Source organism: Rhizobium altiplani (genome assembly GCF_001542405.1).
Classification (GTDB): domain Bacteria; phylum Pseudomonadota; class Alphaproteobacteria; order Rhizobiales; family Rhizobiaceae; genus Rhizobium; species Rhizobium altiplani.
In genome coordinates this window covers 1-16,891 of sequence record NZ_LNCD01000062.1, presented here as the reverse complement: position 1 = coordinate 16,891, position 16,891 = coordinate 1, and the positions used below count along the sequence as shown (strand labels likewise).

Here is a 16,891-nt window from a genome sequence, read left to right as displayed (position 1 = left end):
AGTCACAGGAACTTGGATAATGTCTGAAAAATTGAAGGATTGGCGGACGCTAGCCGAGCGAGAACTGAAGGCGTCGCCGGAAACCATCGTTTGGCACACGGCGGAGGGTATTGACGTCAAACCGCTCTACACGCCTGAGGATTTGGACGGCATAGAACACATCGGCTCGCTACCCGGGACGAAGCCTTTTGTACGCGGACCCCGCGCCACGATGTATGCTGGCCGGCCTTGGACGATCCGTCAGTATGTGGGCTTTTCGACCGCAGAAGAATCTAACGCATTTTATCGCCGCAACCTAGCGGCTGGTCAGAAGGGATTGTCGGTGGCCTTTGACCTTGCCACCCATCGCGGGTACGACAGCGACCATCCACGCGTTGTCGGCGATGTAGGCAAAGCCGGTGTGGCCATCGACAGCGTCGAAGACATGAAGATCCTGTTCGACGGCATTCCTCTCAAAGAGATGTCCGTGTCGATGACCATGAACGGTGCCGTTATTCCTATTCTGGCAAACTTTATTGTTGCCGGCGAAGAACAAGGTTGTTCGCGCTCAGAGTTGTCTGGGACAATTCAAAACGACATCCTCAAGGAGTTCATGGTCCGGAATACGTATATATACCCGCCTGAGCCCTCGATGCGGATCATCGCGGATATTATTGAATACACTTCCAAGGAGATGCCGAAATTCAATTCGATTTCGATCTCCGGCTATCACATGCAGGAAGCGGGATCGACATTAGTGCAGGAGCTTGCCTTCACTCTGGCCGACGGGCGTGAGTATGTGCGAGCGGCGTTAGCCAAGGGTCTAAATGTCGACGACTTTGCGGGCCGGCTGTCGTTCTTTTTTGCCATCGGCATGAATTTCTTTATGGAGGCGGCAAAGCTGCGCGCCGCTCGCTTGTTGTGGACGCGCATCATGGAGGAATTCAAGCCGCAAAAGTCCTCGTCGCTTATGTTGCGCACCCATTGCCAAACGTCGGGCGTCTCGCTGCAGGAGCAGGATCCCTATAACAACGTCATACGCACGGCATACGAGGCGCTGTCAGCGGCCCTCGGCGGGACACAGTCGCTCCATACCAACGCGCTCGACGAAGCCATCGCGTTGCCAACTGAATTTTCTGCCAGGATTGCACGCAATACGCAGTTGATACTTCAGCACGAGACCGGTGTCACAAAGGTCGTCGATCCGCTTGCCGGTTCATATTATGTCGAGAGCCTTACCGACGAACTGGCAAAAAGAGCCTGGTCGCTGATTGAAGAAGTCGAGGCCATGGGCGGCATGACCAAGGCCGTCGGCAATGGCTTGCCGAAGAGGCTGATCGAAGAGGCGGCAACACTGCGTCAAGCGAAAGTCGACCGGCGCGAGGAGATCATCGTTGGGGTCAACAAATATAGGCTTGAGAACGAGGATCCAATCGAAATTCTCGCCATCGACAATACCGCCGTACGCAAGTCACAAATCGCCCGGCTCGAGAAGACCAGGCGCCTGCGCGATGCCAAGGCCGTCAAACAGGCGCTAAAGGCACTGACCGAGGTGGCGCGCAGTGGCCAAGGCAACCTTCTGGAGGCTGCAGTGAATGCTGCCCGCGAGCGCGCCACGGTCGGTGAGATCTCGGACGCCATGCGCCAGATATTCGGCGATCACGCCGCCCAGCCGGAAGTCGTGGGAAACATCTACGGACCTGCCTATGAGGACGATCCAGAATACAAAACCATTACGAGTAGGCTTTCCGGCTATGCGGCGTCTCTGACGAGAAAGCCCAAGATCATGGTCGCAAAGCTTGGTCAGGACGGCCACGACCGCGGAGCGAAGGTCATAGCATCCGCCTTTGGGGATATCGGCTTCGACGTGCTGGCCGGACCCTTGTTCCAAACGCCCGACGAGGCTGCCGATATGGCGGTGGCGAACGACGTCCAGGTTGTAGGTATGTCGTCGCTTGCCGCAGGCCATAAGACGTTGGCACCGCAATTGGTGGAGGCGTTAAAGGCCAAAGGCGCAGGTGACATTATCGTCGTGGTTGGCGGTGTAATTCCGCGCCAAGACTACGACTTTTTGCTGCTGAATGGCGTTTCGGCGGTCTTTGGCCCCGGCACCAACGTTCTGGATGCGGCAAATGCAGTTATTGACCTCCTCGAAGGCAAGCGTCGCAATCAATGAGGACATCATGATTACTTGGCTCAATCACGTTGCGATTGCTGTTCCCGATCTGGACGCCGCTGCAACCAAATACCGGTCGTTGGGCGCGGAGGTTTCAGATCCTCAGGAGTTGCCAGAGCACGGCGTTATCGTCGTCTTCGTCAAGCTACCCAACACCAAGATCGAATTGCTCCATCCATTGGGGGAAGCTTCACCGATCTCAGGCTTTTTGGAAAGAAATCCCGGCGGTGGTGTGCATCACCTTTGCTTCGAAGTTACCGAGATTAGCGAAATGGCTGGGAAGCTGTCGGAAATCGGCGCGCGTGTGCTTGGTGATGGTTCGGCCAAGATCGGGGCCCACGGGAAGCCGGTACTGTTCGCACACCCAAAGGACTTTCATGGTGTCTTAGTCGAATTTGAACAGACCTAGTCAACGGCCGTGAGCACCAAAGAAAAAAGAAGTAGTTATGAGCGAGCAAGTAGGCATGCTGAACCGCGAAAGCATGGAATTCGACGTTGTGATCGTCGGCGGCGGTCCCGCGGGACTTTCGGCGGCGATCCGGCTGAAGCAGGTCAATCCGGAACTGTCGGTCGTCGTGCTCGAAAAGGGGGCTGAAGTCGGCGCGCACATTCTGTCGGGTGCCGTGGTAGACCCCATCGGTATCGATCGTCTGCTGCCCGGCTGGCGCAACGAAGCCGATCATCCGTTCAAGACGGAGGTGAAGGACGATCACTTCCTGGTGCTCGGCCCGGCTGGCTCGGTGCGCCTGCCGAATATCCTTATGCCGCCGCTGATGAGCAACCATGGCAACTATATCGTCTCACTCGGCAATGTCTGTCGGTGGCTGGCTACCAAGGCCGAAGAACTCGGCGTCGAGATCTATCCGGGCTTTGCCGCAACCGAAGTGCTCTACAATGACGAAGGTGCCGTGATCGGTGTCGCCACCGGCGACATGGGCATCGAGAAGAACGGCGAGCCCGGCCCGAACTACACCCGTGGCATGGAACTGCTCGGCAAATACGTGCTTGTTGGAGAAGGCGTTCGCGGCTCGCTTGCCAAGCAATTGATCGCCAAGTTTGATCTGTCGAAGGATCGGGAACCCCAAAAGTTCGGCATCGGCATCAAGGAGCTCTGGCAGGTGAAGTCCGAGCACCACAGGCAGGGTCTGGTACAGCACTCCTTCGGTTGGCCGCTCGGCATGAAGACCGGCGGCGGCTCTTTCCTTTATCATCTGGAAGACAATCTCGTTGCCGTCGGCTTCGTCGTGCATCTGAACTACAAGAACCCCTACCTTTATCCGTTCGAGGAGTTCCAGCGCTTCAAGACGCATCCTGCCATTCGCACGACCTTCGAGGGCGGCAAGCGGCTTTCCTACGGCGCGCGTGCGATCACCGAGGGCGGCTGGCAGTCGGTGCCGAAGCTCAGCTTCCCCGGCGGCGCACTGATTGGCTGTTCGGCCGGCTTCGTCAACGTGCCGCGCATCAAGGGCAGCCACAACGCGGTGCTATCGGGCATGATGGCGGCAGATCGGATCGCGGCTGCAATCGCCGCCGGCCGCGCCAATGATGAGGTGGTCGAGATCGAGAGCGACTGGCGCTCAAGCGATATCGGCAAGGACCTGAAGAAGGTGCGCAACGTCAAGCCGCTGTGGTCGAAGTTCGGCACCGCTGTTGGCGTCGCGCTCGGCGGGCTCGACATGTGGACGAACCAGCTCTTCGGCCTGTCGATCTTCGGTACGCTGAAGCATGGCAAGACCGATGCCGCCTCGCTGGAACCGGCCTCGAAGCACAAGCCGATCGCTTACCCGAAACCCGATGGTGTCCTCACCTTCGACCGTCTCTCCTCGGTGTTCCTGTCGAACACCAACCACGAGGAAGATCAGCCGGTACATCTGCAGGTGAAGGATGCTGGCCTGCACGAATATTCTGAATTGGGTGTGTTCGATGGCCCCTCGACGCGCTTTTGTCCCGCCGGGGTCTATGAGTGGGCAGAGCAGGACGGCCAACATGTCTATATCATCAACGCCCAGAACTGTGTCCACTGCAAGACCTGTGACATCAAGGACCCCAACCAGAACATCAACTGGGTGCCACCGCAGGGCGGCGAGGGGCCGGTCTATCAAAATATGTGAGGTAGCAGCGATGAAGACGAGGTTTCGAGTCTGTTTACAAGCTATCTCACGACGGTTGAGCGCGTGGTATGTCGACATTACGACGGAGGCTGAACCGAAGCCGCCTGTCTATGTTTACTTCGGCGGTTTCGGAAGTTTCGTGGTGGTTCATGATTTGGAGCATGCTGAGGGGAGGGGAGGTCGAACGACTTCGACTTCATTGCTTCAGTCCGATCCTCAGTCGAGCGTTGTGCAGCCGAAAAAGTCAGAGCGTGATGAGAGATCGAGTTAGCACTCCGCTTTTACATTCGATTGCTGGCCACGGAGCGATGCGGCCAAGCAAAATGCGTCCTTTTAGTTTCGCTGACACAAGAGTAGATAGATGACGATAAAGCGAGAATCCGCCGAGTTGCGCATTGGTGTCCCGAGAGAGCGATACCCCGGTGAACGGCGTGTAGCCATCACTCCAGACAGCGCACTTCAACTGCAGAAGCTCGGCTACAACTGCGTTGTCGAAACCGGTGCCGGAGTGGAGGCTGGTTTTTCCGACGATTCTTTCCGTGAGGTTGGCGTTACGATCGTTGACGGAACCGACATCCTGTATGAGGTTGCGGATATCATCGCCAAGGTGCGACCGCCGGAGCCGAGCGACTTTGAGCGGCTTTCTCCGGGCAAGACGATGATCTCGTTATTCTATCCAGCACAAAACAAGCATCTGCTCGAGCAGGCAAAGTCGACTGGCGTGAATGTCATTGCGATGGACATGGTGCCGCGAATTTCACGTGCCCAGAAGATGGACGCGCTCTCGTCGATGGCCAATATAGCCGGCTATCGCGCTGTAATCGAGGCAGGCGGCAATTTCGGCCGCTTCTTCACCGGCCAGGTGACCGCCGCCGGCAAGGTGCCGCCCGCGAAAGTCTTGGTCATCGGCGCCGGTGTCGCCGGTCTTGCCGCGATCGGTACTGCAACCGCGCTCGGCGCTATCACCTATGCCTTCGATGTGCGCCCGGAAGTGGCCGAGCAGATCGAAAGCATGGGCGCGGAATTTGTCTTCCTCGACTTCAAGGACGCGCAGCAGGACGGCGCTGCAACCGGCGGCTATGCTGCCCCGTCCTCGCCAGAGTTCCGCGAGAAGCAGTTGGAGAAATTCCGAGAGCTCGCCCCGCAGATCGACATTGTCATCACCACGGCGCTGATCCCCGGCCGTGCCGCTCCGAAGCTTTGGCTTGCCGACATGGTTGCCGCGATGAAGCCGGGCTCTGTTATTGTCGACCTTGCTGCCGAGCGTGGCGGCAATTGCGACCTGACCGTTGCCGACAGCCGAGTCGTTTCCAACAATGGCGTCATCATCGTAGGCTATACAGACTTTCCCAGCCGAATGGCCGCGCAATCCTCGACGCTCTATTCGACCAATATCCGTCACATGATGACGGATCTGACGCCAGCCAAGGACGGTAGGTTGGTCCACAACATGGAAGACGACGTCATCCGCGGCGCGACCGTCGCCTTCGAAGGTGCAATTACCTTCCCGCCGCCGCCGCCGAAGATTCAGGCGATCGCGGCCCAGAAGCCGAAGGAAAAGTCCAAAGAGCTCTCGCCGGAAGACAAGCGGGCCAGAGAAACGGCAGTCTTCAAGACGCAGACCAGGAGACAGGGCATCCTGCTTGCGCTTGGCACCGCGCTGCTGCTTGTCGTCGGTGCGTTTGCACCGGCGAGCTTCATGAGCCATTTTGTGGTCTTTGTGCTGGCCTGCTTCATCGGCTTCCAGGTCATCTGGAATGTCAGCCATTCGCTGCACACGCCGTTGATGGCTGTCACCAATGCGGTCTCGGGGATCGTTATCCTCGGAGCGCTGCTTCAGGTTGGTTCCGGGAACTCGCTTGTCGTCATCCTGGCGGCTCTGTCGGTCATCGTCGCTACGATCAATATCGTCGGCGGCTTCCTCGTGACACGACGCATGCTTGCCATGTTCCAAAAATCCTGATCGGCCGGGGGCCAACATATCATGACGATCGGCATCGTTTCGGCCGCCTATATCTCTGCGGCTGTTCTTTTCATTCTCTCGCTCGGCGGTCTTTCCGGGCAGGAAAGCGCTAAGCGCGCAGTCTGGTATGGCATGACGGGCATGGCGCTTGCGGTCGCCGCCACGGTCTTCGGACCCGGCGTCGGCAACTGGCTCGTGATACTCCTCATGGTCGCGGGCGGCTCCGTGCTCGGTTACTACGCAGCTGGCCGAGTTCAAATGACGGAGATGCCGCAGCTGGTGGCGGCACTTCACTCATTTGTTGGACTTGCCGCCGTCTTCATCGGCTTCAACGCCCATTTCGAGGCGGCACGGGTTGCCGGCTTGGATGAAGCGGCGCGTGCCGCTCTCGACGGTTTCGCAGATATCCTCGCCCACAAAAGTCCGGTTGAACTAGCAATCATGAAGGTCGAGGTCTTCCTTGGTGTCTTCATCGGTGCAGTCACTTTCACCGGCTCGGTCATCGCCTTCGGCAAGCTCGCCGGCAAGGTGGACGGGAAGGCGAAGAAGCTTCCGGGTGGTCATCTGCTCAATGCATTCGCGTCAATTCTCTCGCTCTGCCTTCTTTTTGCATACGTGAATGGTGCAGGCGTTTGGACACTGCTTCTAATGGCGGTGCTCGCCTTCTTCATCGGCTACCACCTTATCATGGGAATCGGCGGCGCCGACATGCCGGTGGTGGTCTCGATGTTGAACAGCTACTCCGGATGGGCGGCTGCCGCCATTGGCTTCACGCTCGGCAACGATCTTCTGATCGTCACCGGGGCTCTGGTCGGATCCTCTGGCGCCATTCTTTCCTACATCATGTGCAAGGCGATGAACCGTTCTTTCGTTTCTGTCATTCTCGGGGGATTTGGTACGACTACGGGACCCGCAATGGAGATCATTGGCGAACAGATCGCCATTGAAGCGGACGGTGTCGCCGCGGCGCTCAACGACGCCGACAGCGTTATCATCGTACCGGGTTACGGCATGGCGGTCGCTCAGGCGCAGCAAGCGGTTTCCGAGCTCACACGTAAGTTACGTGCGGCAGGGAAGAATGTGCGTTTCGCTATCCATCCTGTGGCTGGCCGTCTGCCTGGCCACATGAACGTGCTGCTTGCAGAAGCCAAGGTTCCCTACGACATTGTGCTTGAAATGGACGAGATCAACGATGACTTTCATGAAACGGACGTCGTAATCGTCATCGGATCCAACGACATCGTCAACCCGGCCGCTCAGGAAGACCCCAATTCGCCGATCGCGGGAATGCCGGTCCTCGAAGTTTGGAAGGCGAAGCAGGTTTTTGTATCCAAGCGCGGTCAGGGTACGGGTTACTCAGGCATTGAAAACCCGTTGTTCTATAAAGAGAGAACGCGGATGTTTTACGGAGATGCGAAGGAAAGTATTGGGAAACTGCTCCCGATGATCAGCTGAGTGATCAGTGATCTGTTCTCAAACAGCTGACTGCCAATGACGCATGAGAAAACTCAATGTGAAGCCATACGTTTCTAATTTGACGACGGCTCCATGCGCACCTCTCCTTGGCAAGCAACGATGGCTCTGATTCTTGATCTCTGTGGTGTGCAAATGACTTTCTTGTCAGCTTCATTTTTCGAAAGTTACCTGCGGAATTGCATCGCAAGGGGGCCGAATGCATGACGATAGGTCACCGCTCGGCAGGTGCGTATGATCAGTCTCGCAATAGCGGTAGCCACCCTTGGGGTGCCTCTGCTGTGGTCCTGGGAGTCGGTGTCGCATTTCTGGGATACTTCGCGTTCGCGCTCAACGACGCTTTGGCAAAAGCGCTGGTCGTTAGCTATGGTGTGGCGCAGGTCGTTGCGATACGTTCAGTTAGTGGATTCCTGCTCCTCACACCGCTGCTAATCCGGTCTAAATCGAAGCTCTTTTCACAGATCGAGCGGCCAGGCTTGCAGTTGACCCGAGCTATCCTGGCGACGGTCGATACAGGACTATTCTACGCAGCCTGCGTCTATTTGCCGTTGGCGGACGTATTTACCTTCTACATGGCGGGGCCGATCTATACGACTCTGGCATCGTATCTTTTCCTGAGGGAAAAGGTTGGCTGGAAGCAGTGGGTTGCCATCATCATCGGGTTTATAGGTGTAGTCATCGCGCTCCGACCCTCATCGGAAGTAATCTCCTTTGCGGCAGTTTTCGCCATCTCCGGCAGCATCTCGTATTCATTGGCCATGGTGATCAATAAGAAGCTGGAAAGGACGAGCGACGCAGTACTGGTATCTTACCAGTCTTTCGTGGGAATAATTGGAGCTGGAGCGCTGTCAGCTTTCGATTGGCGCCCGGTAACGATCGGCGGGCTGGGCGCAATGCTTCTGCTAGGCATGATAGGGACGGCGGCGCACCTTATGCTCACTCGAGCAGTCAAGCTTTCACCGGTCTCCCTCCTCGCCCCTATTCAGTATACGCTACTGCTTTGGGGTATCATTTTTGGATTCATGTTTTTCGGCGACTATCCGTCAGCCACCACCATCTTGGGGTCTGGAATTATCGTGGCCGCGGGACTTTTGATTTTTTATCGAAAATCAAAATCGGTCGACAGAATGGATCCGCAACTCCCGCTTGACGTTCCGTGACTGTCCGAGGCCGGCACATGAGACGGTATCGACCCTTGCACGAGCCACGGAAATCTTTCCTCAGCTTCAACGGGATTCGGCACTGCATCAGAGAGTGGGGTAGCCCAACACTTCGCCCAATCCTGATGCTACATGGTCATTTGGACAGCTCTGCGAGTTTCCAATTTCTTGCTGATGAGTTAGCCGGCGACTATCGGATTGTTGCGCCCGACTTAAGAGGATTTGGTGAAACAAGGTGGGTAGCATCCGGTTATTCCTTTGAGGACTACCTTGCCGATATTGATGCGATCGTCGAACAACTCTTTTGCGAACCTTTGACCGTCGTCGGACACAGCCTTGGTGGAAATCTAGCCATGATGTTCGCAGGCGTTCGCCATGAAAAAGTCAACGCAGTTGTCTCGCTCGATGGCTTCGGGATGTCCGACTTCGACCCTCACATGGTTACCGCGCACTATCGTCGGTGGCTCGACGCGAAGCGCACACCGCCTCGGGGGCGATCGCTTCAAAGTCTACAAGATGCAGCCCGACGGCTGATGAGAGCGAACTCAAATCTCTCTGAAGACAAAGCACACTTTCTCGCGAAACATCATACAAAAAGAACTGATGGAGAATTGACCTGGCGGTTTGATCCCGCCCACCGGGGCCCTTTTCCCAGGCCTTATCGTTCATCGGACTGGCTGCAAACGATTCAAGAGATAAAAGTGCCAGTGCTTTGGATTGGGAGTGACCAACCTTATCCGCCTTCAATCGCTCTAAACCCTCCGACATTGGATGATCGTATCCGGTTGAGCGGGGCCTCCTTCCATCGTGTCCCCGGGGCCAGTCACAATCTGCACCATGACGCACCCGATCAGGTGGCAGCATATTTGCTGAAGTTCTTACACACGTTCGGCTAGCTAATTCTTGTTTGTATGCGTTGCGGGCGTTTTTCCGATATTTTTTTGGGGTCGTGTCGCGCGGCGGATGTGTCGCGATGGAGGAAATTGTGAAGGAAATAACAAGCGTATCCGCGAAGATCATCCTTGCTACAAGCGCATCCTTAGCGCTCGTTTTGGCAGGTTTTACAACGTTCGCAGCCATCCGGGCTAAAAACAAAACGGAACACGCAATTTTGGAGCTCGCTCTCGAAAAAGCGTCGTCATCAAGTCAAAAGGTCGAAAGCAAAATGGTCGAGGCTATCGCCGCGAGCACCTCGATGGCCGCAAGTCTATCCGGCCTGTTCCAAGAAGGTCAGGCAAAACGCACTGACGTGATCCAAGTGCTAAGGGCTGTTGCGCCCCATTATCAGTCGGTCTTCGGAACGTGGATGTGTGAACTTTCCGGCGAAAATGCCCCAAGACCAACTTTAGGTAGCGAGGGAGCGAATAAGGAGGGCTTGTTCACTCCCTATTGGACAAAGCGCGACGATGGCGCATTGGAGTTTTCCACCTGGAGTGTCGATGTCACGGACGAATACTACGCGCTTCCTCTGGAAATTGGAAAAAGCGCTGTTACGTCGCCATATCTGACAACAACAAACAAGCTCGTCACGTCCGTGTCGGTACCGATCCGGATCGGCGGCAAGATCGTCGCCGTTGGCGGTGTCGACATCAAGTTAGACGATCTGACGTCATCACTCGCTTCTCTTGAACCGTTTAAGGGAGGTCACGTGATGTTGCTCGCTAACAATGGAAAATGGCTTGCGAACCCAGACAGGAGCAAGCTCATGCAGGACTACTCGGATGACGGCGTGGACCAAGTCAAACTGGCGCTTGCAGGGCAAGGGGTCCAAATTGTCAAAGCGGCTGATGGCGGCGTAAGGGTTGTTTATCCATTTACCGCTACTGGAATGAACGCCACGTGGGCGGCCGTGATTGATGTGCCTGGAGCGGTATTCTTAACACCAGTCCGGAATGAGATCATCAATACGATCTTTGCGGGAACCTTTTTGATGATTGTCGCTGTGGCCGTCATCTGGATCATTTCCCATTTCATCATTGCGAAACCCCTGAAAACCGTTGCTGTTGCTGTTAACAATATGGCGACTGGAAACTACGTGGACGCGGTAGCAACAAATACAGGTCACGACGAGCTTGGGCGACTTAGTAACGCGCTTGAGAAATTTCGCCAGGAGCTCAATGAAGGGGTCCAGAGCAAGCTGAATCAAGAAAAATTGCGGGATGAAGTGGAAAACGGCAATCGGCGTCAAGCCGCCCTTGAAAAAACGAAGGCTGAAGACTTGCGCAACTTCGTTGGCTCCGTGCAGTCTTCATTGAAGCGGCTTGCTGAGGGTGACCTCACCGTCAGAATGGATGAACCGGTCGCGAGCGACTTTGAGACCATACGACAAAACTTCAATTCATCCGTTGCCTCATTGGAGGATACCGTGCGTGCTGTGGTTCACTCAGTAAGCAGGATTCGATATGGACTGGCCGAAATCACCACCGCTTCCAACGACCTAGCGAGACGGACGGAGCAACAAGCCGCGTCCTTGGAAGAAACTGTGGCAGCACTTGGAGAAGTCACTCGCGGAGTCAACAATACCGCAGTGGGTGCAGATTCGGCGAAAATGGTCGTGGAGCATGCCCGTAGTGACGCGGAAGTTGGTGGTAAAATCGTCGCGCGTGCTGTCGACGCGATGACCGAGATTCAGGCATCGGCGGTCAAAATTGAGAATATCATCGGTGTGATAGATGAAATTGCGTTCCAAACGAATCTGCTGGCACTCAACGCAGGTGTGGAGGCGGCGCGCGCGGGCGAGGCCGGGAAGGGTTTTGCAGTCGTCGCGCAAGAGGTGCGCGAGCTAGCACAGCGTTCCGCGGAGGCCGCGAAAGAGATCAAGGTATTGATCTCGATGTCATCGCAACATGTGAGCGCAGGCGTCCTGCTTGTCGAGAAAAGTGGCACTTCCCTGACGAGTATCGTAGAGCAGGTCGTTGCCATGAGTGACACCGTAAGTCAGATTGCGGCGAGTGCTAGGGAACAGGCAACGAGTCTCCGCGAGGTATCATCAGCCGCAGACGAAATGGACATAGTTACTCAGCAAAACGCGGCGATGGTCGAGGAGGCGACTGCTGCAACGCAGGGCTTGACCCATGAGACGGAGGCACTCGCCCAAACCATAGCGCGTTTCCAAGTTGAAGAAAGGCGAACCTATACGACCTCCCGGGTGCGATTAGTTGCAGGCACACAGTCTTGATCAAATAGTATACGCTTGGTCGGGATATCGGGCAGCTATCCTTCTGATTTTGCTACCTAGGTGCCCACTAGAGAAAGTTTTTCACACCAAAAGCGACACAGCGTCCAATGCCGTCTCAGCGGATGGCCTTGGACCCTGTCCGTAATTTTAATTCGGCCGTCAACTTTACTCGGTTCGTGCAGATACTTCACAAACAAATCTCACACAGTACCGAATTAGTTTATCTAATGATTCCCCCTCAAAATCTCATTTGAATGCCGCTACGCCCGAAAATTAAGGTCGGTAGTTGCACGCATGTTACAACAAGGCACCGCGTCGTTCGCCGGTCCTTGTGGTCCAATCCACTGGAGGGTCGATATGACGGAATGGGTCACCAAAGAACTTGCCGAATATGCAGTCTCGACATCATTTGAGACTTATCCGACCGACGTAGTCGAGCAGGGAAAGCTGTTCGTGTTGGATACACTGGGCTGTATGATGGGAGGGATCCAGACGCAGTTGAGCCAGACAATGGCTTGCTCGCTAACAAAAGCCGGTAACGGAGGCGGGGCAACGATTGTTGGCGCGGACTTGAGTTTGTCACTCGGAGATGCCGCGCTTCTCAATGGCACGTCGGCAAACGCTCTCGACTTTGAGGAAACCCTGGCTGGTATCGGTCATCCGTCCGGAACTATTTTTGGCGCAGCGCTCGCGGCCGGCGAAGACCGAAGGTCGACCGGCGCTGAATTTCTTGACGCCGTATTGGTGGGCTACGATGTCGGCAATCGTATTGGCAGAGCGATTCAGCCGACGTATGACCGGCTAAAAGAGCTTTGGTTTGTGGGTACCTGGCAGACATTCTCTGCTGTTTCCGCAGCCTCCAAATGCCTTAAGTTAGACCTGCAAAAGACGCTGAACGCGTATGGAATAGCGGGGGCCACGGCACCGCTGCCGAATTCGCAAAAGTGGGGGTTCGAGCAGGAGGAGCGCCCAGTACACTGGGTAAAGGAGCCAACGGGATGGCCGAGCTGGACGGGGCTTACCGCAGCTTTGCTTGCCGAGAACGGCTTCATTGGCAACCGATTCATACTCGACGGCAATAAGGGATTTTGGAGGATGGCCGGGTCGGATCGCGTCGACTTTGGCGCGATGCGAGAGAATCTTGGCGTCGAATTCGATGTTATGAAGCTCAGCTTCAAGCCATACTCCTGCTGCCGCTGGCAACACTCGGCCCTTGACTGTGTTTCGGAATTGATGGAGCGCAACCAACTTCGTCCTGACGACGTCGAAAAGTTGGAAATCCACACTTTCGACTGGGTGCAGGATTTTGAGGTTTATGGTCCTGTTGACGTGGTGGATGCTGGCTTCTCTATCCCGTATAGCGTGACGATGCTTCTTCACGGCTACAAGCCTGGACCTAGCTGGTTCGTTGATAGTGTCCTCCATAATAACGAACTGATCGAATATTCCAGACGAATTAGCGTGAAGTTCGATGAGTATTACAATACGACGTTCCATCAAGAAGGTCGTATTGGTGCGCGGGTTGAAATCACGCTGCGTTCCGGTCAGGTTGTGTCTACCTCATCGGAAGCTCCGTCGGGCTCACCGGAGAAGCCGATGACACGGTCTGCAATCCTCGACAAGTTTTTCTCTATGGCCTCGCCAATGATCGGCGAAAAGAATGCGACTGAAGTGATGAACCGTGTATTTAATATCGAGCACGAACGGGACATTTCAGATATCCTGAAGCTGACACAGCCCAATCGCTAGTAGGTCCCTTTTTGCCGGATATTGGCCTCATGGGCCTGTTCGTTCTTCCGGCCGGCAAGTTTGATAGCCAACTCCCGAGCGTTTCCGCCGTAGGAAAGTGTCTATGGAGCTTACGCCGCCGAGAAGAAGTAAGTTAATGCGGCTCTTGGTTAATAGTTTTGCAGCTCGGCAAGCACTTAGAATACCTGATATTCGGAGTTTGCTTGAAGATCTCAAAAACCTTCGTTGTCGAGACGACCATAAAGGCCGTCAGTAAGGAAGTTTAATGATAGAAGACCTCTTCACTCGCAACCGGGAATGGTCGAAGGGCCGTACTGAGGAGAAGGCTGATTACTTTGATAGGCTCGCAAGCCTTCAGCAACCCGAATACCTCTGGATCGGTTGCTCCGACAGCCGTGTGCCTGCCAATGTGATCACCGGCCTTGAGCCTGGCGAAGTGTTCGTTCACCGCAATGTGGCAAATCTCATCCATCCGACAGACGTAAACATGCTGTCTGTCGTCGAGTTCGCTGTGCAGCAGTTGAATGTGAAGCACATCATTGTCTGCGGGCACTATGGCTGCGGTGGCGTGCGTGCGGCTGTGAGCGGCCAACAGTTTGGCCTTATTGATAATTGGCTCCAGCCGATCCGCGACGTGGCACAGCAGGACTTTCAGTGTCAGGAATGCGGCACATGGACGGATCTTGATCTCGATAAACTGTGCGAAGCCACAATTAGAGCGCAAGTAAAGCGTCTCGCGCGCACGCCGACACTGCAAGGAGCGTGGCGGAAAGGGAAAGGTGTCGCCATCCATGGTTGGATCTACGGTTTGAAGGATGGGTTGATTTCCGATTTGAACTGCACAATCGTCAAAGGCGCAGACACTTATCCTGCCTGAGCTCTCAGGTAATCATCATTTGATGGGAAATTCCATAACAGGCGCTTACGCCGCAATATTGCTGTAGGTCCTACGGTTCCATAAAAACGATTACGCCACAAAGTGTGGTATTTTGGGCACATTCTATCTCGAACTGCAACAAAGGCGTTAAGCTGCCTGCTTTTCGGGAGCCATGGTTTGAGCCGTACCTTTTCGCATTTGAGTTTTGACGAACGCCGATCGATTTCCAGGATGTTGGATCAGAAGTTTAGCCAGTCTGAGATCGCCAGACGCCTCGGCCGGGACCGTGCGACCATCTCCCGGGAGATCAAACGCAACTACTGGCACGATCAGGAATTCCCCGATGCCGAGGGCTACTGGGCGATGACCGCCAACGACATGGCGCGCGAAAGGCGCCGGCGGATCGGCAAGCTCTTTCGTCGCGAGGATCTGCGGAACGAAGTGATCGGAAAGTTGGAATCCGGCTGGTCGCCGGAACAGATTGCTGGACGACTGAAGATCGAACCAGCGGCCAAGGCAAGCGTCTGTCACGAGACGATCTACCGGTATGTCTATTCACCAGAAGGACAACGGCAGCAACTCGCGCGGCTTCTCCCGGAACGGCGGAGAAAGCGCCGGCCGCGATATGCTCGCAAGCCGCAGAATCCAGTCTTTCCAGATGAGTGTTCGATCAAACATCGGCCGGAAGCCATCAACGATCGCAAGGAATTCGGTCACTGGGAAGCCGATCTCATGATCTTCGAAAGGGTTCAGGGCAATGCCAATGTGGCAACGGTTGTCGAGCGGACGAGCCGGTTCACCATGCTGTTCAAGAACAACGACCGGCAGTCCAAGCCGATCATGGAGCGGCTCATCAACGTGCTCAGCCCCCTGCCCAGGCATGCCCGGCAAAGTTTGACGTTTGATCGCGGATTTGAATTCGTCTCCTGGCGGCGACTGAAGCAAGGAATGGGAACCGATGCATGGTTCTGCGATCCGTCTGCGCCCTGGCAAAAAGGCTCCGTCGAGAACATGAATCGGCGGATTCGGCGTTACCTGCCGAGGGATACTGCTGTCCTGTCAGTTCCTGATGAATCGATACGATCACTGATCGATCAGTTGAACAATACGCCGAGAAAATGCCTTGGTTTCTGTACCCCAGCTGAAGTGTTCAGGCGTGAAGTGAACAAATGACGGCAAGTCGGGGCGGAGGACGGATTTCATGAATGATCCTAGGTGATTGCGCGGCGAGAGAAAGCGTTATTGAGGCAGCCAGCGGCGGAATAAAGATCGTCAATGCACGCCGATGTCGCTTTGCGTATCCGATTCCAACTGCAGGCAGGCTGCCCAAAGTGGCGTCTTGTGGAAGGATCCGTCCTGAAGGAGCGTGAGCCCCTCTCGTGCCTCATAGAGCAAGCCGAGCCAGCATAAGCGTTGGAAGACGCCATACTGGAGATCGGATTTCAACTCCCAGGCTTCTATGGTCATTTCGGTGTCCGAGAGAGGCGCCAGGTCTGGATAGAGGATCTTCACAACCTCCATTGGCGTGCACCCTTCTCTGGCTTTGATATTGAGGAGATTGAGGAACATGCGCCACCAGCGTAACCGCGCTTGCACCTCCTCTTCCCGTTCGGTGGCGTGGACATACGAATAGAGATAATCCGTGGCGACCAGATCGAAGAAGGCTTGCGGGTTCACCAAAAACTCCCGGCCGCGTCTGGTTGGCAGCAGCACATCCTTTTTCCGGCGAAGAAGCTTCAGATGACGGGCCATGTCGCGCACGACCCAAAGCGGCGGCATGTCGCTTTCATTGAGCACCTTGTTCATGCTGTAGAGATCTTCGGCTGTGAACCCTGGCCAGAGGAAGTGCACAGCGGCCCAATGCACGAACTTGCGGTTCATGGCGCCGGTCGCCGTCAATCCTATGCCACCCTCACCGTCAGCATAGGCAACAGCAAGAAGCATGCCGCGAAGAAGTGGTGACAGCGCGGCGATGTCGACGTCACCATGCAGGTTGATTTCCGGAAGCATCGTGCGGCTTTGATCCCACCCCGCCCCATGCAGGTGCAAGCGAGTATCAACCGGCGACGGAACAATTGCTACTGGGAAAGCTAAAGCCAAAGGGGAACGTCATCACCCGCCCCCGTTCCTCCCTTGCAACCCGGCCCAGCCGGTCGGATCGGGGGCTGATCTCTCTGCCCTGTAGCAGCCTTTAAGCCCTTGTTGCATTTACATTAGAAGTCACA

12 protein-coding genes are annotated in these 16,891 nt (G+C 55.5%); 11 read left to right on the top strand and 1 reads right to left on the bottom strand.

Going from position 1 to position 16,891, the window contains the following annotated elements; all coding sequences use genetic code 11:
• The first annotated feature begins 19 nt into the window (after positions 1–19).
• From scpA to AS026_RS12955, 11 genes are all read left to right on the top strand, one after another.
• Complete coding sequence (scpA, locus tag AS026_RS13005; RefSeq protein ID WP_062369818.1) at positions 20–2,155, top strand: methylmalonyl-CoA mutase; 2,136 nt, start codon at positions 20–22, stop codon at positions 2,153–2,155.
• 7 nt (positions 2,156–2,162) lie between these two features.
• Positions 2,163–2,564: a methylmalonyl-CoA epimerase gene (gene mce / locus AS026_RS13000; RefSeq protein ID WP_062369857.1), complete on the top strand. Its 402-nt coding sequence runs from the start codon at positions 2,163–2,165 to the stop codon at positions 2,562–2,564.
• 37 nt (positions 2,565–2,601) lie between these two features.
• Positions 2,602–4,266 carry an electron transfer flavoprotein-ubiquinone oxidoreductase gene (locus AS026_RS12995; RefSeq protein WP_062369817.1) on the top strand — a complete coding sequence of 555 codons (1,665 nt, stop codon included), beginning with the start codon at positions 2,602–2,604 and terminating at the stop codon, positions 4,264–4,266.
• A gap of 388 nt (positions 4,267–4,654) precedes the next feature.
• Entirely contained in the window at positions 4,655–6,229 is a 1,575-nt protein-coding gene (locus AS026_RS12990) for a Re/Si-specific NAD(P)(+) transhydrogenase subunit alpha (protein WP_062369856.1), read from the top strand.
• A 21-nt stretch (positions 6,230–6,250) separates the two neighbouring features.
• Positions 6,251–7,684, top strand: a complete 1,434-nt coding sequence (locus AS026_RS12985) for an NAD(P)(+) transhydrogenase (Re/Si-specific) subunit beta (RefSeq protein WP_062369816.1) — start codon at positions 6,251–6,253, stop codon at positions 7,682–7,684.
• A 221-nt stretch (positions 7,685–7,905) separates the two neighbouring features.
• Positions 7,906–8,862 (top strand): DMT family transporter, encoded by a 957-nt coding sequence (locus tag AS026_RS12980; RefSeq protein ID WP_082728514.1) that lies wholly within the window; start codon positions 7,906–7,908, stop codon positions 8,860–8,862.
• A gap of 17 nt (positions 8,863–8,879) precedes the next feature.
• Positions 8,880–9,758: an alpha/beta fold hydrolase gene (locus AS026_RS12975; RefSeq protein WP_063805925.1), complete on the top strand. Its 879-nt coding sequence runs from the start codon at positions 8,880–8,882 to the stop codon at positions 9,756–9,758.
• A gap of 77 nt (positions 9,759–9,835) precedes the next feature.
• Positions 9,836–12,040, top strand: a complete 2,205-nt coding sequence (locus tag AS026_RS12970) for a methyl-accepting chemotaxis protein (RefSeq protein WP_062369814.1) — start codon at positions 9,836–9,838, stop codon at positions 12,038–12,040.
• Positions 12,041–12,397: 357 nt separating this feature from the next.
• Positions 12,398–13,789: an MmgE/PrpD family protein gene (locus AS026_RS12965; protein WP_062369813.1), complete on the top strand. Its 1,392-nt coding sequence runs from the start codon at positions 12,398–12,400 to the stop codon at positions 13,787–13,789.
• A gap of 265 nt (positions 13,790–14,054) precedes the next feature.
• The gene (locus AS026_RS12960; protein ID WP_062369812.1) at positions 14,055–14,666 is read left to right on the top strand and encodes a carbonic anhydrase; all 612 of its coding nucleotides are present in this window, start codon (positions 14,055–14,057) and stop codon (positions 14,664–14,666) included.
• Between the two features lie 177 nt (positions 14,667–14,843).
• Positions 14,844–15,839, top strand: a complete 996-nt coding sequence (locus AS026_RS12955; RefSeq protein WP_028744438.1) for an IS30 family transposase — start codon at positions 14,844–14,846, stop codon at positions 15,837–15,839.
• Between the two features lie 99 nt (positions 15,840–15,938).
• On the opposite strand, the gene AS026_RS12950 is transcribed toward AS026_RS12955, so the two are convergent.
• Positions 15,939–16,676 (bottom strand): hypothetical protein, encoded by a 738-nt coding sequence (locus tag AS026_RS12950; RefSeq protein WP_028744439.1) that lies wholly within the window; start codon positions 16,674–16,676, stop codon positions 15,939–15,941.
• Between the last annotated feature and the right edge of the window lie 215 nt (positions 16,677–16,891).

Coding starts and splice junctions, on each gene's coding strand:
- scpA (WP_062369818.1), top strand. CDS start 20: ATGTCTGAAAAATTGAAGGATTGGCGGACGCTAGCCGAGCGAGAACTG.
- mce (WP_062369857.1), top strand. CDS start 2,163: ATGATTACTTGGCTCAATCACGTTGCGATTGCTGTTCCCGATCTGGAC.
- AS026_RS12995 (WP_062369817.1), top strand. CDS start 2,602: ATGAGCGAGCAAGTAGGCATGCTGAACCGCGAAAGCATGGAATTCGAC.
- AS026_RS12985 (WP_062369816.1), top strand. CDS start 6,251: ATGACGATCGGCATCGTTTCGGCCGCCTATATCTCTGCGGCTGTTCTT.
- AS026_RS12980 (WP_082728514.1), top strand. CDS start 7,906: ATGACGATAGGTCACCGCTCGGCAGGTGCGTATGATCAGTCTCGCAAT.
- AS026_RS12975 (WP_063805925.1), top strand. CDS start 8,880: ATGAGACGGTATCGACCCTTGCACGAGCCACGGAAATCTTTCCTCAGC.
- AS026_RS12970 (WP_062369814.1), top strand. CDS start 9,836: ATGGAGGAAATTGTGAAGGAAATAACAAGCGTATCCGCGAAGATCATC.
- AS026_RS12965 (WP_062369813.1), top strand. CDS start 12,398: ATGACGGAATGGGTCACCAAAGAACTTGCCGAATATGCAGTCTCGACA.
- AS026_RS12960 (WP_062369812.1), top strand. CDS start 14,055: ATGATAGAAGACCTCTTCACTCGCAACCGGGAATGGTCGAAGGGCCGT.
- AS026_RS12950 (WP_028744439.1), bottom strand. CDS start 16,676: ATGCTTCCGGAAATCAACCTGCATGGTGACGTCGACATCGCCGCGCTG.